This is a genomic window from Cryobacterium sp. TMT2-4 (assembly GCF_004402575.1).
GTDB lineage: Bacteria > Actinomycetota > Actinomycetes > Actinomycetales > Microbacteriaceae > Cryobacterium > Cryobacterium sandaracinum.
The window spans coordinates 1-16449 of sequence record NZ_SOGE01000010.1 but is presented as its reverse complement, the minus strand read 5'-3'; the positions used below and the strand labels follow the sequence as shown (position 1 = coordinate 16449).

The window sequence follows — 16449 nt, the reverse complement described above, 5'->3', positions numbered from 1 at the left end:
CCATGACCAGAAACACTCTTGAGAAACCCCGACTGGCGTCGGGTACTGCGCCCATCCGAAGTGCGGCATGGCCCTCCGTTGGAGGGCGACGCAGAAACCGTGGCGACTTCCTCGGCGCCGTCGCCCGGCACTCCATCCTGATCGCGGTGCTCGTCGTCTTCCTCGCACCGCTCGTCTTCATCATCACCACCTCGCTCATGACGAATGATCAGGCGCTCACGAGCAAGCTCTGGCCGAACCCGATCGAGTGGTCGAACTTCGCTCAGATCTTCGAAGCCGTGCCACTCTTGCGCTACTTCGCCAATACCGTGACGATTGCCGTCCTGTTCACGGTGCTATCACTGATCAGCAGCATTCCGGTTGCTTACGCGCTATCAAAGTTTCGGTTTCGCGGGCGAAACGCTCTCTTCATGGTGTTCATCGCGGCGATGATGCTCCCCCCGCAGGTCACGGTCGTTCCGCTCTACACGGCCTACGCGAATCTGGGCTGGACGGGCACGCCCCTTCCGCTGATCATCCCGGCACTGTTCGGCGACGCGTTCACCATCTTCCTTCTCCGGCAATTCTTCGTGTCGGTCCCGCAGGGCTACATAGATGCTGCGCGGCTCGATGGCGCGAGCGAGTTGAGGATACTGTGGTCCGTCTTCATCCCCATGGTGAAGCCCGCGATCGCAGCAGCCGGCCTGTTCGTCTTTTTTTACACCTGGAACGATTTCTTCAACCCGTTGCTGTACCTCGGGTCGAATCCGGACTGGTACACGCTTTCCATTGCCCTCTCACAGTTCCGATCTGTGCACGCCGTGCAATGGAACCTGGCGATGGCAGCCACGCTGCTCTTCGTCCTGCCCGTGCTCATCCTGTTCTTCTTCGCCCAGAAGTCGTTCGTGCAGGGTATTGCGCTCTCGGGCGTCAAGGAATAGTTCACAACAACAAGGAGTAACAATCATGAAGGTCACCGTCATCGGCGGAGGTTCCACCTACACGCCGGAACTCGTCTCGGGTCTCGTCGCCCAGCAGCACCGCCTGCAAGTCGACGAACTCGTGCTCATGGACATCGACGCCGAGCGCCTTGACATCGTCGGCAACTTCGCCAAGCGGATGCTCGCCCACCAAGGTTCACTGACCCGGGTTACCCTGACCACGGACCGCCAGGCCGCCGTGACCGGCGCGGACGCCGTACTCATTCAGCTCCGGATCGGCGGGCAAACGGCCCGCCTTGGCGACGAGACGTTCCCTTTGACGTGCGGGTGCATCGGCCAGGAGACAACCGGGGCCGGCGGCCTTGCCAAGGCGCTGCGCACTGTTCCCGTCGTGCTCGACATCGCGAACGACGTGAGGCGCCTGGCAAAACCGGATGCGTGGATCATCGATTTCACCAACCCAGTCGGCATTGTCACCCGCGCGCTGCTCAACGCCGGCCACCGTGCGGTCGGTCTCTGTAACTACGCGATCGGTATCCAGCGTTGGGCTGCAGCCCTTCTGGGTGTTGAAGCAGCACGCGTTGAAGTTGACCCGGTCGGCCTCAACCACTTCTCCTGGACCCGCCGCATCCTGGTCGACGGCGTGGACGTCCTGCCCCGCATCCTGCGCGATTTCCAGCCGGAGGTATTGAAGCGGGCACCATTCCCGCAGGATCTCATCACCCTGCTCGGAGCAATCCCTTCGTCCTACCTGCAGTACTACTACACCCACGATGAGGTGCTCGAGCGACTGCACCACGAGACCCCGCGCTCACAAGTCGTCTCGGAGCTCGAGCGCCAACTACTCCAGGAGTACCGCTCGCCGTTGCTCACGGAGAAGCCAGCCCAGCTCACCGAGCGCGGCGGCAGCTTCTACAGCGAAGCCGCCGTCGATCTGCTCGCATCCCTCTACTCGGAGAAGGAGACGGTGCACGTACTCAACGTGCACAACGACGGAATAATCCCGGGCCTCGCCGATGACGACGTGATCGAGACACGCTGCCGAGTCAGCTCGTCCGGAATCTTCCCAATGCCCCAGGAGTCCGTGCCGCCGCTCATGCTGGGACCGATCCAGCACGTGAGCGCCTACGAGCGCATTGCTGAAAAGGCGGCTCGTTCCGGTGAAATCGACGACGTCCGCCGGGCACTGCTCGCGCATCCGCTGATCGGTCAGTGGACGATCGTCGAAGAGCTTGTACCGCGCCTGCTTGAGGCTAGCGCTGCGTACCTGCCTCAGTTCTCAGACGCCGTCGACATACTCGTGCACGAGCACTGAACAACGACAATGGCTCGTTCTGGACCCATAGACCCGAGTCGCCTCGTCCTCGGTATCGATGTTGGAAACTCGAAAACGCATGTTGCGGTCACTGACCGTGCCGGTCGCCTGGTCGGATCGACAGAAGGCCCCGGATTATGTGGGCTTCCGGTCGACCCGGCCCTCCAACTTGAGGCGCTACTTCAACTCGTTGACGACGCAGTGGGGATTCGGGTGGACTTTGCGGCGGCGGCCTTCGCAATGGCCGGCCTTGACCTTCCAGTCGAGGAGGAACGGATGAGTCGGCTCGTACGCGAGGCCGGGGTGTCCGAGCGCGCTGTGGTCCTTAACGACACCTTTGCTCTGCTCCGCACCGGATCGCCCTCGGGCAAGGGGATCGCCGTCGTCGCGGGCGCCGGGATCAATTGCGTCGCCGTCGATGGCGACCGCTCGGTGCGGTTCCACTCGATGGGCAGGATCAGCGGAGACTGGGGCGGAGGACAGGATGTCGGCGAAGAGGCCCTCGCAGTGGCTTGCCGCGCCGAGGATGGTCGCGGTCCCGCGACTCTTCTGTCTGAGCGAGTGCCTCGACACTTCGCGTTTGAGCGGCCGCTCCAGGTCGCCGAGGCCGTGCAGCTCCAGGAAATGCCAAGGAGCAAACTTGTCGAACTCGCGCCGGTCGCCTTCGCCGCCGCCCTGGACGGCGACGACGCTGCCATCGCGATCGTCCATCGGCTGGCTGACGAGGTAGCAGCTTTCATCGAGACAGCTCTCCGTCGTCTTGGCAGCCCCCCCGCCGAGGTTCCTGTGCTCCTCGGGGGAGGCTTGCTCCAGTCCGGCAACGCGATCCTCATGCATCGCATACTTGCAACCCCAGCGCTAACGGGCATCGCGGTCTCTATCGCCGGCGCGCCCCCCATTGTCGGATCAGTGTTGCTCGCCTTCGACCAGTTGAGCGAGGATCCCCCGGACGCCCACACCGTTGCCGAGCAATGGGCGAGCCGGGCGGTCGGTTGTGCTGCGACCCCGTTCCACACTATCGGCCTCCAGGCCCCTGCGGCCGTAACGATTGGCCCTGACCCCGTTGAGTGGACACCTCACAAGAGAGAATGTTCACTATGGCAAGATCACGTCGGGACTTCACCCCTGAGTACAAAGACGAGGCTGTAAAGCTGGACATCACTACCGGCAGAGCGGTCGCGACCGTTGCCCGCGAGCTCGGAGTCAACGAGGCCACTCTGGGCCGCTGGGTGACCGCGTTCAAGGCTCGAAACGAGACCGGGCGAGCTGAGGTGACGGTGTCTGAAAGGGCTGAGCTGCAGCGGCTTCGGAAAGAAAACGCGGACCTGAAGATGGACAGGGCGTTTCAAGGAAAAGCGTCCATCTTCTTCGCCCAGGAAGCATCGGATACGAATGGAAAGCGTTCGAACTGATGCTGGCAGAGAAGAGCAACTTCACTATCACCCGCATGGCACGTCTCCTCGAGGTGTCCCGTTCGGGGTTCTACGCCTGGATCGACCGGGTACCATCGCCGGCGTCGATCCGGCGGGTGCACATCGAGCAGAAAGTCGCCTTCTTCCACGGCGATTCCGACGAGGTCTACGGGGCCGCCGGGTCCTCGCCGACCTCCGCGCGGATGGCGAGATCATCTCCCGCAACACCGTGACCACGACCATGAAACGCCTCGGGTTAGCAGGCATCTGCCCGAAGAAATGGAAGACGACCACGATCATCGACCACACTGACGCGTACCCGGTCGACGCCGTAAAACGGACGTGGGACACCGGGGCACTGAACCAGGTCTGGGTGGGGTGAGCGTGCGGCGCGAGGGTGCGTTGGACGTCTCCACTGCAAGAATCAGAGCATTACGTCCAACGTTCGCTCGATGTTGCTCGACGAGTGGAGACTCGATTTTTGTGGACGCAAGTCATGACGTCCTGGTGGGGAATCGATCTTGGCGTGCTCGGGGGGTTGCTCGTGCTCTGGCTGGCCCTTGTCCTGCTCCTCTGGATCGAGCAGCGCCGGCATCCTGGCGGCGCTTCGCTTCGTGGCCTTCTTCGCCTTGCACCTGACGTCGCCCGGCTTCTCAAAGGTCACGTCCCGCTGAGTGGTGGAGTTTCTCGACACCGTGCGGGTCAGCTGTTCTAGTTTAGGCGGCGGCGAGTTCGGGGAGTATCACCGCCTCGTCGAGGACCTCGATGGGGTTGTTCATGGTGGCCAGCTCGAGCATCGAGGCTTCGGAGAAGTAACGGCGTTCGCCGGCTTCCCACTCGTCGTGCTGCTCGATCAACACCGATCCGGCCAGGCGCAGCAGGGCCGCGGCGTTGGGGAACACGCCGACGACGTCGGTGCGGCGTTTGATCTCCTTGTTCACCCGTTCGAGCGGGTTCGTGGACCAGATCTGGCGCCAGTGCCGCCTCGGAAACCCGGCGAAGGCGAGGAGGTCGGGTTGCGCGTCGACGAGCATCGCGGCGACCTTCGGGTGCGAGCGGGAGAGCATCGTGGTCACCTCGCGGAACTGTTTCTCGATGTGCTCGCGGTCGGGCTGGGCGAAGATGGTGCGGATGATCGAGGCGACCATGTCCTGCGATCCCTTCGGCACCACGGCGAGGACGTTGCGCATGAAGTGAACCCGGCAGCGCTGCCAGCCGGCGCCCTGGAACACGGTCCCGATGGCCTTCTTCAGGCCGGTGTGCGCGTCAGACATGACCAGCTTGACCCCGTCGAGGCCGCGAGTCTTCAACGACCGCCGGAAGCTGGTCCAGAAGCCCTCGTTCTCGCTGTCACCAACGTCGAAACCGAGGACTTCACGGCGTCCGTCGGCCGCGACGCCGACCGCGACGACGATGGCCTGGGACACGATCCGGTGGCCGACGCGGGCCTTGCAGTAGGTCGCGTCGAGGAACACGTAGGGGAAGTCTTGCGCGGAGAGGGTGCGGTCGCGGAACTCGGCCACCTCAGCGTCCAGGCCTGCGCAGATCCGGGACACCTCCGATTTGGAGATCCCGGTGTCAGCCCCGAGCGCTTTGACGAGGTCGTCGACCTTCCGGGTCGATACACCGTGAACGTAGGCCTCCATCACGACAGCGAACAACGCCTGGTCGACCCGGCGGCGCCGCTCCAAAAGCGCCGGGAAGAAGGAGCCGGCGCGCAGCTTCGGGATCTTCAGGTCGAGGTCCCCGGCCGTCGTCGTCAACGTCCGCGGCCGGGTGCCGTTGCGGTGGGTGGTGCGGTCGCCGGAGCGTTCGAACGGGGCGGCGCCGATGAACGCGGTCGCCTCCGCATCGATCAGTTCTTGGTAGAGAGTTTCGGTCGCGACGCGGATTCGGTCGGTGACATAGGTGAGTTTGAGTTCTCCCAGCAGGTCAAGCAGGGCAGACTGATCTAGAGCCATCGTGTGGTGTCCTTTGTGAGTTGCTTTAGTCGGTACTCACTGACCATCCCACGGTGGCTCTTCACGTTGACGAAGCAACACTCAAGAGCGGGAAATCACACCACTCACGGGGACGTAACCCTTCTCAAACGCCTGACTTGTGATCGATCCGTGTCGATTGGTGTTCGTATCTGGCTGGCGTTCTCTTGGTCTACCTGCTGTCGCCCATTGACCTGATCCTTGATTTCATACCGGTTCTCGGCTACGCGGACGACACCATCGTGGTCGCGCTCGCTCTCCGTTTCGCGACTCGCCGGGCAGGCAGTGACGCAGTCCAACGACACTGGCCCGGGACGTCCGAAGGGCTAGCTGCCGTCCTCCGCCTGGCCGGTCTAAAGTCCATCACCTAATGCTTGTGCTTGGCCCGAATTGGAATCTAGTTGGTCAGATGGGGCAGCGCACTCGCGAGGATGGCAAACGGTAAAGGCAATGGTGAAAGAGGTCCGCGGCTGTCGCAGGCACCAAGCTGGACGTTGCATGGCCCAGTACACGTCGACTTTTACGCGAGGAGTTTGGGTTGTGTGGCCGAGGCGCCGACTCCGTCTACAAAGTAACTGACGGAAGCGCCGAGGAGCTCCGATTTCGCGAGATCGTTGCCCAATAGTGGATGAACGGCCAGGCCGAACAGCATCGCCAGCAGCGAGATCGCGGCGAGTGTAGGGTCACACTCGGCGCGAACCCGGCCGAGGGACTGCTCCGCGGCGAGATAGCGGGCGATATCGTGCGGCGGCCCCTCCAGTGGCATCTGTACCCGTTCTCCGCGGAGCGGTGCGAGGGTCGGGTCGGCGATCATCGCCTGCTCCAGCGGCAGCAAGTCCTCCTGAAGCTGGGCAAGTTTTCGAATGACTTCGAGTAGGTTTTCGAGCACTGTGCCCCGTCCGGCCAGGGAGGGTAGCGTCGCCGTTGCTGCGACGATGGGTGCGTTGCGGTCCAGCACCGCGGCGTAGAAGAGTGACCGCTTGTCGGCGAAGTGCCGATAGAGGGTGCCCTCGGCGACACCCGCCGCCACCGCTATCGAGCGAGTCCGGACGTTGGCGTAGCCGACCTCTCGAACGAGGGCCGTGGTCGCGTCGATGAGGCGTTTTCGGGTGGTGTCTCCGCGGGCGTTCATAGGTCTATCCAATCGGACTATTCGGTTATCGGTCTGCGAATGAAGATCACAAGCCCGATGATGAGGCCGACGGCCGCGTAGATGCAGCCGATCAGAACGGCGCCCGCAAAAGACAGGTCATCGGTTCCACCCTGAGCCAGTGCGGTGAGAGTCATTCCGGGCAGCCACTGGCCGGCTTCACTCGACGCGGTCTTGATGATCGTCTCGATGAGGAGAACCCACCCGACCCCCACCGAAATGGCGATCGCCGAGGAACGGCTCAGCAGGGCGAGCACGAGTCCGATGATTCCCCAGACCACGCTGGCGCTGAACGAAGTCAACCAGGCGCGCGCGATCTCGCTGGCCAGGTCATCCATCCAGAGTTCAGTCGAGATTCCCGCGGCTTCCGCCGAGGGGAGCGCTGCCGCCAGGTTGACGACTACCGCCACCGTCGTTGCCAGGGCCGTCCAGATCAGCAGGGCGACGATCTTTCCGAGCAGCAGCCTCCAGCGGTGTGGCTGGGCGGCGGCAAGCAGACGGATGAGGCCCGTGCTGTAGTCCGAGGCCGTTGCAATGGCCCAGAACGACAGCGTGATCACTCCGAACATGCTGGCCGCCGAGGAGACTCCCGCGACGATTCCCGATGAACTCTCCAGAGTCGCCACGCTAGGGAAAGTGACTCCCGGACCTCCGCCGGGAGGTGCAGACCCGTTCGCTGCGATTGTGTAGATCACCGTGTTGATCAGCACAGCGAAGACCGCCATGAGGCCCAGCCACCCGAGCCAGATTCCCCGTCGGTTGAGGCGGGTGAGTTCGCTTCGTAGCTCACGCATTGGTGGCAGCTTTCTTTCGGGCGCCCTGAGAGGCGGCTACTGGGTTGCGGGTCGGTGCCGCCGTCATCTCGAGAAACACGTCCTCGAGGGATTCGTCGATCGGGGTCAGCCGGCTGAGCGTGATGCCGGCCTCGTGTGCAGCGCGATTGAGCGCCGCCGCGTCGGCGGCGGAGCCGTGCACGACGAGAGAGCCCTCCTCGAGCGACCACCCCGCCGCGGCGAGAGCAACGCGCAGCCGGTCGACATCAGCGGGATGCTCCGGGGCAACCTCGATGCGCGCGCCGGCCTTGTCGAGCAGCTCGCCCATCGGTCCCGAGAACATCAGCTCGCCGAAACGGATGATGACGAGATAATCGCATGCCGCCTGGATCTCGGCGAGCAGATGGGATGAGACCACCACCGTGCGTCCCTCAGCCGCCAGAGTCTTGAGCAACTGCCGAATCTCCACGATCCCAGCCGGGTCCAGGCCGTTGGTGGGCTCATCGAGGATCAGCAGGGCGGGGTCAGGCAGCAGCGCCGCGGCGATGCCGAGCCGCTGCCTCATCCCGAGTGAGAAGCGGCGAACGGATTCGTTTTCCCGACCCTCGAGACCCACGATGCGAATGACCTCGGCGACCCGTGTCGCGGGCAAGCCGCGCAGACGAGCCAGCGACAGGAGATTCTTGCGAGCCGAGAGCCCCGGAACGAACGACGGTGCCTCGATGAGCGCTCCGACGTCGCCCGCGTAGCGGGCCGGTTTCGTGGTCGGGTGGCCGAGCACGGTGGCCTGGCCCGACGTGGGAGGAATGAGCCCAAGCAGGATGCGGATCAGAGTCGACTTGCCGGATCCGTTGGGGCCGAGGAGGCCGACCACACCGCCCCGGGGAAGAGTCACGGTGACCCGGTCAAGTGCAGTCAGGCCGCCGAACTGGCGCAGCAGGCCGTCAGTGGTGATGGAGGCTGCGGACGTATCCGTTTCGATAAGTGATGTGAGCACTCACTCACATTAGACGGCAGAATCGCCCAGGGCAAGAGCGACTTCGCAGGACGGGCGTAAACATACGCAACGACTGACCCGTGGGGGCTGCCAAACGCCGGCCGAACTCGCCGCATCCCAGTGTGAATCGTGGGAGTTCGCGCTGTCTTCGACTTTCGCCAAAGCCGTTATCAGGGGAGCTCTACTCAGCACATTCTGCAATAGATGCACTTCAAATCTGACATTATAACCATTATCGGTCATATTGGGTGTTATATAGCCTGTGATATTGGCAGTGAAAACAGTAATGATTCTTGCTGCCGAGCCCGTGACACGGAAGACTGGTGGGCATGAGTACTTCTGCCTCCGCCTCGCCATCAGGTCACCGTGCTTACGAGGATTCTGTGCGGCTGGACACGGGCGGGATCGTCACGGGTCTGCGTGAGATCCTCGGCGCCCAGCTCGTCGCCTACCTGGGCCGGGTGTCGAACACACGCTCCGTCCGTGAATGGGCGGACGGTTCGCGTGCACCTGGCGCGGACGTCGTCCAGCGGCTTCGTACCTCTTATTACGTGGCCGGCATTCTTATTGAACGGGAGAGCGCGAAGGTAGTCCAGGCGTGGTTCCAGGGCATGAACCCGGAGTTGGGTGATCAGTCGCCCGCTACGCTGCTGCGTGCTGAGCCGCTCGACGCAGCCGGCCCGAAAATTATCGCGGCCGCCCGGTCCTTTGCCGCCGGCGGATAGCCGGTGGGTCGCCGTCTTGCGGACGCGTTGTGAGGCTCGGTGGGTGGCTTAGTCCGTGGGCTTGGAACTGAGATAGCGGCGTAGGCCGGGGATGGCGAAGTCGACTTTGCCGTATCCGGCCGATTCAATGAGGCCGGCGGCCAGGAGCCGTGTCCGGTAGTTGGCGACAAGGTTTGTCTTGGCACCTATCCGTTGCCCGATGTCGCCGGTAGACGATGGACCTGTGTCTGTGGCCATGGCGTGCAAGAAGTCCATGTCTTTGGGTGAGGTGGTGGAGAGAGCAGCTTCGATCACGGTGCGTGCGTTGCGTCGGTGTGCGGCATCAATGGCCCGGCCGACAGCGTCCTTGTCGAGGGTGCCCTGGTTTTTTTCGGCTTCCCGCCAGAGGAAGTAGCCGACCAGCTGGATGAGGAATGGGTATCCTCCAGTGGCTTCGGAGGCTTGCCGGACGAGTGCTGGTGAGATGTTGAATGCCGCTGCCGCGAACGTCTCGGCGAATGACGCCTCCACGTCCCTGACCGTGGCGGCATGCAGATCGATCTTGTCGGCGCGGCGGAGGAACGTCGCCACGCCTTTGTTGAGTAGGTCCGACACTGCAGCCGGTAGGCCAGCGAAGACCAGCCCGATGGGGAGGCGGTCCTGGATCAGGTGCTGGACACTGGCGGCTAGCTGAGCCAGTTCAGCACGGTCAGCGGCGTGGATTTCGTCCACGGTGATGACCAGGCCGGTGCCACGGCTCTGGAGGAGCCGGAGGACTTCTTCGGCGAGGTTGCGCCAGGCGACCTGGCGTTCGGGCGGGAGCTCGGTCGTGAGGCTGAAGCCGGCCGCGGAGACCCCTATGATCTTGCGTCCTTGCGGCCCGTTGCCGAGTTCTTCGGCCAGTTGGCGCATGGATTCACCGATCCTGCCCATGAAGCCACCGGTGGCCGTCTCGGAGATCACTGCCCATCCGTTCTCACGAGCCAGGTCATGGGCGGCACCAAGCATGACGGTCTTGCCGATGCCACGGGCACCGGTGAAAATGGTGAGGAGCCCCGGCGCCCCGGATCCCAGGCGTAGGCCGTAGGCGAACTCGTCGAGAAGGCCGGCACGGCCGATGATCTCGGGTGGTGTCGCTCCGGCTGAAGGCCGGAATGGGTTCTCCATGGTGGATCCTTTGTGAGTGTGTGTGAGTCTTGTGAGTCTTGTTGTATCTGTGAGTCTTGTGAGCTTGGGCACCACCATACCTGCCCGCACCGGCAGTCCCGCCGCCAGGCAGCGGATCCCGGCGTGTACGCGGACCTTCTGCGACTGGTCACTGGAACACCCTGGGTTGGCGCGTGATGGCAGGGCCGTGACGAAACCCGGCAGAATCTGAAGAACCAATGGATTGGATGGAACGCGATGAGTTCACGGAGCGACGCATGGCCCGGGAACCCACCCGCTGACGTCGAGGCGTTCATCCTCGAAACGGTTGACATGCTTCACGAACTCGACGACACCAGCCTGCACGAGCTGACACCACTTTTCTATGAGCACGGGTACGAGCAAGTAGCGCATTCCCTCCGAGAACTGCTCAAACTGCTCGGCCACGACCCCGACGCGTAACTCGGTTTGGGCGCCGCGTAGGGGCCGAGGAGACAGGACTGGTTGCAGGCGCGTTGCGGTAACAAATGAAAAAGCCCCGGTTGTGTCGCCTGGGGAAAGACGAGCAAGAGAACCGGGGCTAATCGTCGGAGTGGGGGACTCCGATGCGTAACGCTATAGGAACGGTTCCTGCTGACGGATCCGGCTCGCCCAGGAACAGCTCACTCCCACCGGAGAGGGCATTTTGGCGATCATGGTGCTGTCCACGGCTGGACAACTAGTTGGCGGCGTCGCGTGTTCCATCGCCCGACGGCGGCAGCGTGGTGTTCGCGATTAGATGCCGATGCTCACGTTGGCGTTGAAGGACTGGGGCGAGCACGGTGTCCGCGATTTCGGAGACCAGGCGGCTGAGCTCCGGGAGGGCCGGTGTGGACATGCGCTCGATCTGCTCGCGCATCTCGACGCTCCCGGGCTGTTGGGGTTCGAGGCCGGCGACGATGATTTTCAACTGTTCTTCGACTTCCCGGTTGACGATTTCTGTCAGGGCGGAGCCGATGGCAGGGCGCTGCATGAGTTCACGCGCTGCGGCGACATCGTCGATTCCTGCGCTCCGGCGGAGTTGTTCCAGCAGAGCTGGACCGTCGCCTCGAGGGTGGCCGTATCGTGCGGCGAACGGGGTCAGCAGACGGCCGAGGTGTTCGAGGTCGACCGCTCGTTTTCCCCGGGTCGCGTCGGCCAGCACGTCTCCGACCAGGGACAGGTCGCCGATCTTGTCGACAAGGTCGGCGACCGTGCATTCGATGCTCGTCACCGGGAGGCCCGCGACCACCACAACGTCGCGGGAATCCAGCTGGCGCCGGCTGTAGGCAATGTCGGTTCGTTGCGTTTGGCGCCGTTCGTTGGTGATCAGAAGGTACGGGACTGGATTGATACCGCCGCACTCATGAACAGCTGCCGCGGCCGCCCCGCCCACCACGACTCGCGGACTACTCACCCGCTCCCATGCCAGCAAGGCGGGTTCGGTCGACATCCAGGCAGCGCGCAGGTCATCCAGAGGAGCGACAGGCACTCCCCCGAGCCGGTACACGCCGTGGGCGAGTCGCTCGAGTCGCCCATCTCGTTCCCGATGCGAGAGATTGGCGCGACTGACACCCCGCGCCTGCGCCTGAGCCGTGGTGAATAGACCCCACTGGCCGGCAGCCAGTTCCTGAAGAATCGGTTCGACAAGAATGCTTATACTTGGAAAGTATAATTTCAGTACGCTTTTCAAGCAATTGGATTCTCGAAAGACGGGCCTGACGGCGAATCCCATGCGGGCGGGGTCTACGCGACAAGGCGGCCCCAGGGTGGAGTCGGGGCGATGGTTGTCGATTTCCGTACTCGGCAGCACAAATTCCGCACTCGCATGCACCGGTCATTCACGCCACCACGGGCCTTGGCTCTGTGCCCATGAGGGTCCGGCTTGCGGGACAAGCAGTGGAGTCCACTTCAGCAAGGCACTCTTCCCGGCGTCTATGCTCACGGCGTGAGCATAGTCCAGCTGAGCGGGCAACTGGTCTGCCACGATCAGGACCAGGCGGCTGTCGTCGCGGAGCATCTTTCTGGCCACGTGGCTCGGACGCGTGCGGAGCGTAGATGCCTCTCGTTCAGGGTTACATCGACCGACGATCCTATGGTGTGGCAGGTCGAAGAGTGCTTCGAGGACAGTTCTGCGTTCAAAGAGCACCAGGACCGCGTTGCGGGAAGCGCATGGGGACGCGCCACAGTCGGGATCGAGCGCCACTATGCGATCGACGGGCTCTAGTCACCCCGAATTCTCCGGCCAATAGTGTGCGTGTGCCGAATCGCAATGATGACGACCTATCCGCGCTCCAGGGCATGCATCTCATTCAGGAGTCAGATTCCGCAAAGCATCTGCTCGCGTACGGCCTCGGGGCGCTGAGCACGGCTGAGCTTATCGAGACGACGCGCAATCCGATCATGACGATGCTCTCAATCGGTGTCGAGAAGATGCTGACACTCGGTCTCCAGCACGTTGGGGACAACCGCGTGTGCCTCCCGGCCCGCGTTCTCCAGACCGACCTTCGGCACGACCTCATCAAGATGGAAGCGCTGCTGCGCCAAGCGATCCGCGACAACGTCGATCGAGCGACGCACCGGTACAACGTAGATCAAGCCCTGGCGGCCGTCGTTGTCTGGCCGCCCCTCCTTTCCGCCTTGAATCGATATAGGCAAGAGGGTCGCTTCTACTATCTCGATGCACGCGCTGAGAACCCGCAGCGGGAGGAAGACCTCAGACGTTTGGGATGCCGCGGAACGAGTGACCCTCGAGAACGAAGGCCCGGACTGCGCCGAAGGCCTCATCGGGAGTACACTTCAAGGGAATGAAACGATTCAATCACCCGGCGAACCGACGGGGGAAACGCCGGTATCACCACTAACCGAAGAAGAGAGCACTGCCTCCATGAGCAATCGCATGATTTGGAACCAAACCGCGCACTTCGGCGCCGGAGCCATCGCCGAGATTCCGGGGGAACTCACCGCGCGCGGCTTCGCGAAGGCGTTCGTGGTCTCGGACCCGGTGCTCGTGGACACCGGCGTGACCGGGCGGGTTACGGTGCTCCTGGACCGCATCGGTTTCGCCTACGAGGTGTACTCCGACGTCACCCCGAACCCGCCAATCGAGGCCGTGCAGCGGGGCGTCGCTGCGTTCGCGGCGTCGGGCGCCGACGTGCTGATCGGAATTGGCGGCGGTTCGCCCCAGGACACCTGCAAGGCGATCGGCATCATCACCGCGAACCCGGAATTCGCCGACGTACGCAGCCTCGAGGGCGTCGCGGCGACGAAGAATCCGGCCGTCCCGATGATCGCGGTGCCGACCACCGCGGGCACCGCCTCCGAGACCACCATCAATTACGTCATCACCGATGTCGAGCGCCAGCGCAAGTTCGTCTGCGTCGACCCGCACGCCATTCCGATCGTGGCCGTCGTCGACTCCGAGATGATGTCGTCCGCACCCCGCTCGCTCAAGGTCGCGACTGGTCTCGACGCCCTCACCCACGCCATCGAGGGCTACACGACCAAGGGCGCCTGGGAACTGTCGGATCTGTTCCACCTCAAGGCGATCACTACGATCGCCGAGTCGCTGCTCGGCGCCGCGAACGGCGACCCCGAGTCCGCCGATCGCATAGCACTCGCACAGTACATCGCCGGGATGGGCTACTCCAACGTCGGCCTCGGACTCGTCCACGGCATGGCCCACCCGCTCGGCGCCTTCTACAACGCCCCGCACGGTGTCGCAAACGGCATCCTGCTCGCCCCGGTGATGGCGTTCAACGCGGAGGCGACGGGTGACCGATTCCGGGACATCGCCGTGGCGTTCAAGGTGCACGGTGCCACCGACCTGCCGTTGGGCGAGGCCCGGACCGCGGCGGTGGCCGCCGTCGCCGCTTTCGCACGCGACCTCGGTAACCCGACGACGCTGCGCGAGATCGGCGCCAGAGAGTCCGACCTGCCGGCCCTTGCCCAGGCGGCTTTCGAGGATGTCTGCACGGGAGGCAACCCGCGTGAGGTGACCGTGGAGCAGATCCTGGCGCTATACACCTCGATCTACTGATCCGGATCCCCCGCGGCTCGCGGCGGGTGCTCCTGCGCCCGCCGCGGACCATGACTCGGTCCCGCCCGGCCTACTGCCTACTGCCTACTGCCTACTGCCGGACGAGTGTTCGCGCCGGCGAGTAGTGCTCGACAACGACGCTGCGGGCCACGAGGGCGCGTAGTTCCTCGAGCGGGCCGGTGAGCATGCCTTCGCTGCGCGCCTGCACGAGCACATTGCCGATCGCGGTCGCTTCGACCGGGCCGGCCAGCACGGGCAGCCCGGAGCGGTTCGCGGTGAGCTGGCAGAGCAGGCGGTTCTGTGAGCCGCCCCCGACGATATGCACCACGTTGACGGTCTTGCCCGAGAGCAGGCTCGCCTGTGCGATCCCTCGGGCGAAGGCATCCGCGAGGCTCTCGAGAATGCTGCGAACGAGGGCGGCGTGCGAGTGCGGCACCGGCAGGTCGTGTTCGACGCAATACTCACGGATGCGCCGCGGCATGTCGCCGGGGGCAAGGAAACGGGGGTCGTCGGCGTCGAACACCGAGACCGGTGTCGTGACGGCCTCGGCCGCTCGGAGCAGATCGGCGAGCACGATCGACTCACCCGCGTGTTCCCAGGCGCGGATCGACTCGCTCAGCAGCCAGAGGCCCATCACGTTGTGCAGGTAGCGCACCCGCCCGTCGACCCCGCCCTCGTTGGTGAAGTTCTGCGCCCGGCCGGCTTCGCTTAGCACGGGCGAGTCGAGTTCGACGCCGACGAGTCCCCACGTGCCACAGGAAATGTAGGCGAAATCGTCGCCCTGGGCCGGAACGGCGACGACGGCGGATGCGGTGTCGTGCGACCCGACGGCGGTGACGGAGAGCGCACCACGGGAGCGGATCTCTCCGGCGACCTCCGGCAGGAGTGCGCCGATCCGGGTTCCGGCATCGATCAGGCGCGGAAACATGCGGACATCGAATCCGAGGCGTTCGATGAGGGGCGCGTCCCACTCGCGGGTGCGCACGTTGAGCAGCCCGGTGGTTGAGGCGTTCGAGCGTTCGGCGACGGCGGTCCCGGTCAGCCAGTAGTTGACCAGGTCCGGCACGAGCAGGAACGAGTCGACCAGGTCGAGGGAGCCTGCGGTGAGGTCGGCCGTGAGCTGGTAGAGGGTATTGAAGGGCAGGAATTGCAGCCCATTGGCGCGGTACAACTCGGCCGGACCGGCGACGGCGTGTGTCGCGTCGACGGCGGGCAGGGTGCGGGTGTCCCGGTAGTGGTACGGGAGCTGCTGCATCCGACCACGGCGAAGGAGCGCGTAGTCGACCGCCCAGGAATCGACGCCGATGCTGCGCAGATGGGGTTCCTCACCCACGGCCACCGCGAGTCCGGCCAGCACGCTGCGGTACAGCTCGACCATGTTCCAGTGCAGCGTGGGCTGGCCGTTTTCGTTGAGCCGGATCGGTCCGTTCGAAAAGCGTGCAACGGGGCGCAGGCGCAGGTCATTGTGCCCGACATAGCCGAGCATCACCCGACCGCTGGTGGCACCCAGGTCGACGGCCGCGACAACGCCGGCATCCGTTTTGTTCGTCATCTTCGTGTTCCCTGTCGGTCGGAATGCGGTGGTCGGTGGTCGCGAGCCGGTGGCCGGTGGTCGCCGGAGTGCCCGCCCGGTCGTCAGCGACCGAGACGGGCACGGGGTAAGGTCAGGCGCCCCAGCCTGCTTGGGTGCCGCCGATGCGGTCGGTGGAGATCTTCTCCTGGTAGCCGGATGCCGCGAATGCGGCCATGGGGTCGGCGGGGAGGCCGCGGGACTCGCGCCAGACGGCGAGGTCCGGGCGCACGTCGGAGTAGAAGGCGTCCATCATGATGCCGTTGGCGCCGAGGACGTCGCCGGCGTTCTGTGCCTTGGTCAGGGCGACGGTGTCGACGGAGAGGGCGCGGGCGGTCATTTCCTGCACGTTGAGGACCGAGCGGATCTGGCCCGGGATCTTCTCTTCGACGTTGTGGCACTGGTCGAGCATGAAAGCGACGGTGG

At 64.2% G+C, this 16449-nt stretch carries 20 protein-coding genes and 1 pseudogene; 12 read left to right on the top strand and 9 right to left on the bottom strand.

What is annotated here, in order from left to right:
• The first annotated feature begins 2 nt into the window (after positions 1 to 2).
• The 6 genes from E3O54_RS02675 to E3O54_RS16185 are packed head-to-tail and all read left to right on the top strand — an operon-like array spanning position 3 to position 4029.
• Positions 3 to 920, top strand: a complete 918-nt coding sequence (locus tag E3O54_RS02675) for a carbohydrate ABC transporter permease (protein WP_134400893.1) — start codon at positions 3 to 5, stop codon at positions 918 to 920.
• A 25-nt stretch (positions 921 to 945) separates the two neighbouring features.
• Positions 946 to 2235 carry a 6-phospho-beta-glucosidase gene (locus E3O54_RS02670; RefSeq protein WP_134400892.1) on the top strand — a complete coding sequence of 430 codons (1290 nt, stop codon included), beginning with the start codon at positions 946 to 948 and terminating at the stop codon, positions 2233 to 2235.
• 9 nt (positions 2236 to 2244) lie between these two features.
• A complete protein-coding gene (locus E3O54_RS17265; protein WP_134400891.1) occupies positions 2245 to 3384 on the top strand; it encodes an N-acetylglucosamine kinase in 1140 nt (379 codons plus the stop codon).
• Positions 3333 to 3647 (top strand): transposase, encoded by a 315-nt coding sequence (locus E3O54_RS02660; RefSeq protein WP_166805189.1) that lies wholly within the window; start codon positions 3333 to 3335, stop codon positions 3645 to 3647. The genes E3O54_RS17265 and E3O54_RS02660 overlap by 52 nt, the downstream gene beginning before the upstream one ends.
• A 35-nt stretch (positions 3648 to 3682) precedes the next feature.
• The gene (locus tag E3O54_RS02655) at positions 3683 to 3880 is read left to right on the top strand and encodes a hypothetical protein (RefSeq protein WP_134400889.1); all 198 of its coding nucleotides are present in this window, start codon (positions 3683 to 3685) and stop codon (positions 3878 to 3880) included.
• A complete protein-coding gene (locus E3O54_RS16185) occupies positions 3859 to 4029 on the top strand; it encodes a hypothetical protein (protein ID WP_370247180.1) in 171 nt (56 codons plus the stop codon). The genes E3O54_RS02655 and E3O54_RS16185 overlap by 22 nt, the downstream gene beginning before the upstream one ends.
• Before the next feature lie 42 nt (positions 4030 to 4071).
• Here the strand turns inward: E3O54_RS16185 and E3O54_RS02650 are convergent, their stop codons facing one another.
• Both E3O54_RS02650 and E3O54_RS02645 read right to left on the bottom strand, forming a co-directional pair.
• Positions 4072 to 4311 (bottom strand): hypothetical protein, encoded by a 240-nt coding sequence (locus tag E3O54_RS02650; RefSeq protein WP_134400888.1) that lies wholly within the window; start codon positions 4309 to 4311, stop codon positions 4072 to 4074.
• Between the two features lie 52 nt (positions 4312 to 4363).
• A complete protein-coding gene (locus tag E3O54_RS02645; protein ID WP_134400887.1) occupies positions 4364 to 5608 on the bottom strand; it encodes an IS256 family transposase in 1245 nt (414 codons plus the stop codon).
• A 185-nt stretch (positions 5609 to 5793) separates the two neighbouring features.
• Here E3O54_RS02645 and E3O54_RS16745 point away from each other — a divergent pair, with 185 nt between their 5' ends.
• Positions 5794 to 5997, top strand: coding sequence for a YkvA family protein (locus E3O54_RS16745; protein WP_241976725.1), 204 nt, complete (start codon positions 5794 to 5796; stop codon positions 5995 to 5997).
• A gap of 149 nt (positions 5998 to 6146) precedes the next feature.
• On the opposite strand, the gene E3O54_RS02635 is transcribed toward E3O54_RS16745, so the two are convergent.
• Genes E3O54_RS02635 through E3O54_RS02625 form a run of 3 tightly spaced genes read right to left on the bottom strand, consistent with a single transcriptional unit; the run spans position 6147 to position 8546 of the window.
• Positions 6147 to 6758, bottom strand: a complete 612-nt coding sequence (locus tag E3O54_RS02635) for a TetR/AcrR family transcriptional regulator (protein WP_134400886.1) — start codon at positions 6756 to 6758, stop codon at positions 6147 to 6149.
• 17 nt (positions 6759 to 6775) lie between these two features.
• Positions 6776 to 7570, bottom strand: coding sequence for a hypothetical protein (locus tag E3O54_RS02630; RefSeq protein ID WP_134400885.1), 795 nt, complete (start codon positions 7568 to 7570; stop codon positions 6776 to 6778).
• The gene (locus tag E3O54_RS02625) at positions 7563 to 8546 is read right to left on the bottom strand and encodes an ABC transporter ATP-binding protein (protein WP_134400884.1); all 984 of its coding nucleotides are present in this window, start codon (positions 8544 to 8546) and stop codon (positions 7563 to 7565) included. Before E3O54_RS02625 ends, E3O54_RS02630 begins: the two co-directional genes overlap by 8 nt.
• Before the next feature lie 329 nt (positions 8547 to 8875).
• Between E3O54_RS02625 and E3O54_RS02620 the strand changes: the two genes are divergently transcribed.
• Positions 8876 to 9271: a hypothetical protein gene (locus E3O54_RS02620; RefSeq protein ID WP_134400883.1), complete on the top strand. Its 396-nt coding sequence runs from the start codon at positions 8876 to 8878 to the stop codon at positions 9269 to 9271.
• A 48-nt stretch (positions 9272 to 9319) separates the two neighbouring features.
• Here E3O54_RS02620 and E3O54_RS02615 read toward each other — a convergent pair whose 3' ends face one another.
• Complete coding sequence (locus E3O54_RS02615; protein ID WP_134400882.1) at positions 9320 to 10417, bottom strand: ATP-binding protein; 1098 nt, start codon at positions 10415 to 10417, stop codon at positions 9320 to 9322.
• Positions 10418 to 10654: 237 nt separating this feature from the next.
• Between E3O54_RS02615 and E3O54_RS02610 the strand changes: the two genes are divergently transcribed.
• Positions 10655 to 10858, top strand: coding sequence for a hypothetical protein (locus E3O54_RS02610; protein ID WP_134400881.1), 204 nt, complete (start codon positions 10655 to 10657; stop codon positions 10856 to 10858).
• Between the two features lie 256 nt (positions 10859 to 11114).
• Here E3O54_RS02610 and E3O54_RS02605 read toward each other — a convergent pair whose 3' ends face one another.
• A complete protein-coding gene (locus E3O54_RS02605; protein WP_134400880.1) occupies positions 11115 to 12149 on the bottom strand; it encodes a type IV toxin-antitoxin system AbiEi family antitoxin domain-containing protein in 1035 nt (344 codons plus the stop codon).
• A gap of 213 nt (positions 12150 to 12362) precedes the next feature.
• Between E3O54_RS02605 and E3O54_RS02600 the strand changes: the two genes are divergently transcribed.
• The 3 genes from E3O54_RS02600 (at position 12363) to fucO (ending at position 14453) form a co-directional block, all read left to right on the top strand.
• Positions 12363 to 12641: a putative quinol monooxygenase gene (locus E3O54_RS02600; RefSeq protein ID WP_174720175.1), complete on the top strand. Its 279-nt coding sequence runs from the start codon at positions 12363 to 12365 to the stop codon at positions 12639 to 12641.
• A 32-nt stretch (positions 12642 to 12673) separates the two neighbouring features.
• Positions 12674 to 13225, top strand: a complete 552-nt coding sequence (locus tag E3O54_RS02595) for a hypothetical protein (protein WP_134400879.1) — start codon at positions 12674 to 12676, stop codon at positions 13223 to 13225.
• Positions 13226 to 13313: 88 nt separating this feature from the next.
• Positions 13314 to 14453 carry a lactaldehyde reductase gene (gene fucO, locus E3O54_RS02590; RefSeq protein WP_241976724.1) on the top strand — a complete coding sequence of 380 codons (1140 nt, stop codon included), beginning with the start codon at positions 13314 to 13316 and terminating at the stop codon, positions 14451 to 14453.
• Positions 14454 to 14544: 91 nt separating this feature from the next.
• On the opposite strand, the gene E3O54_RS02585 is transcribed toward fucO, so the two are convergent.
• The gene (locus tag E3O54_RS02585; protein WP_134400877.1) at positions 14545 to 16005 is read right to left on the bottom strand and encodes a rhamnulokinase family protein; all 1461 of its coding nucleotides are present in this window, start codon (positions 16003 to 16005) and stop codon (positions 14545 to 14547) included.
• 112 nt (positions 16006 to 16117) lie between these two features.
• A pseudogene (locus E3O54_RS02580) lies at positions 16118 to 16449 on the bottom strand (rhamnose isomerase); the annotation flags it as partial.

Bases quoted from the DNA above. Each gene is read 5' to 3' on its own strand.
- E3O54_RS02615 (WP_134400882.1), bottom strand. From the start codon at position 10,417: ATGGAGAACCCATTCCGGCCTTCAGCCGGAGCGACACCACCCGAGATC.
- E3O54_RS02605 (WP_134400880.1), bottom strand. From the start codon at position 12,149: ATGGGATTCGCCGTCAGGCCCGTCTTTCGAGAATCCAATTGCTTGAAA.
- E3O54_RS02585 (WP_134400877.1), bottom strand. From the start codon at position 16,005: ATGACGAACAAAACGGATGCCGGCGTTGTCGCGGCCGTCGACCTGGGT.
- E3O54_RS02635 (WP_134400886.1), bottom strand. From the start codon at position 6,758: ATGAACGCCCGCGGAGACACCACCCGAAAACGCCTCATCGACGCGACC.
- E3O54_RS17265 (WP_134400891.1), top strand. From the start codon at position 2,245: ATGGCTCGTTCTGGACCCATAGACCCGAGTCGCCTCGTCCTCGGTATC.
- E3O54_RS02655 (WP_134400889.1), top strand. From the start codon at position 3,683: ATGGCACGTCTCCTCGAGGTGTCCCGTTCGGGGTTCTACGCCTGGATC.
- E3O54_RS02660 (WP_166805189.1), top strand. From the start codon at position 3,333: ATGGCAAGATCACGTCGGGACTTCACCCCTGAGTACAAAGACGAGGCT.
- E3O54_RS02620 (WP_134400883.1), top strand. From the start codon at position 8,876: ATGAGTACTTCTGCCTCCGCCTCGCCATCAGGTCACCGTGCTTACGAG.
- E3O54_RS02645 (WP_134400887.1), bottom strand. From the start codon at position 5,608: ATGGCTCTAGATCAGTCTGCCCTGCTTGACCTGCTGGGAGAACTCAAA.
- fucO (WP_241976724.1), top strand. From the start codon at position 13,314: ATGATTTGGAACCAAACCGCGCACTTCGGCGCCGGAGCCATCGCCGAG.
- E3O54_RS02670 (WP_134400892.1), top strand. From the start codon at position 946: ATGAAGGTCACCGTCATCGGCGGAGGTTCCACCTACACGCCGGAACTC.
- E3O54_RS02630 (WP_134400885.1), bottom strand. From the start codon at position 7,570: ATGCGTGAGCTACGAAGCGAACTCACCCGCCTCAACCGACGGGGAATC.
- E3O54_RS02675 (WP_134400893.1), top strand. From the start codon at position 3: ATGACCAGAAACACTCTTGAGAAACCCCGACTGGCGTCGGGTACTGCG.
- E3O54_RS02610 (WP_134400881.1), top strand. From the start codon at position 10,655: ATGAGTTCACGGAGCGACGCATGGCCCGGGAACCCACCCGCTGACGTC.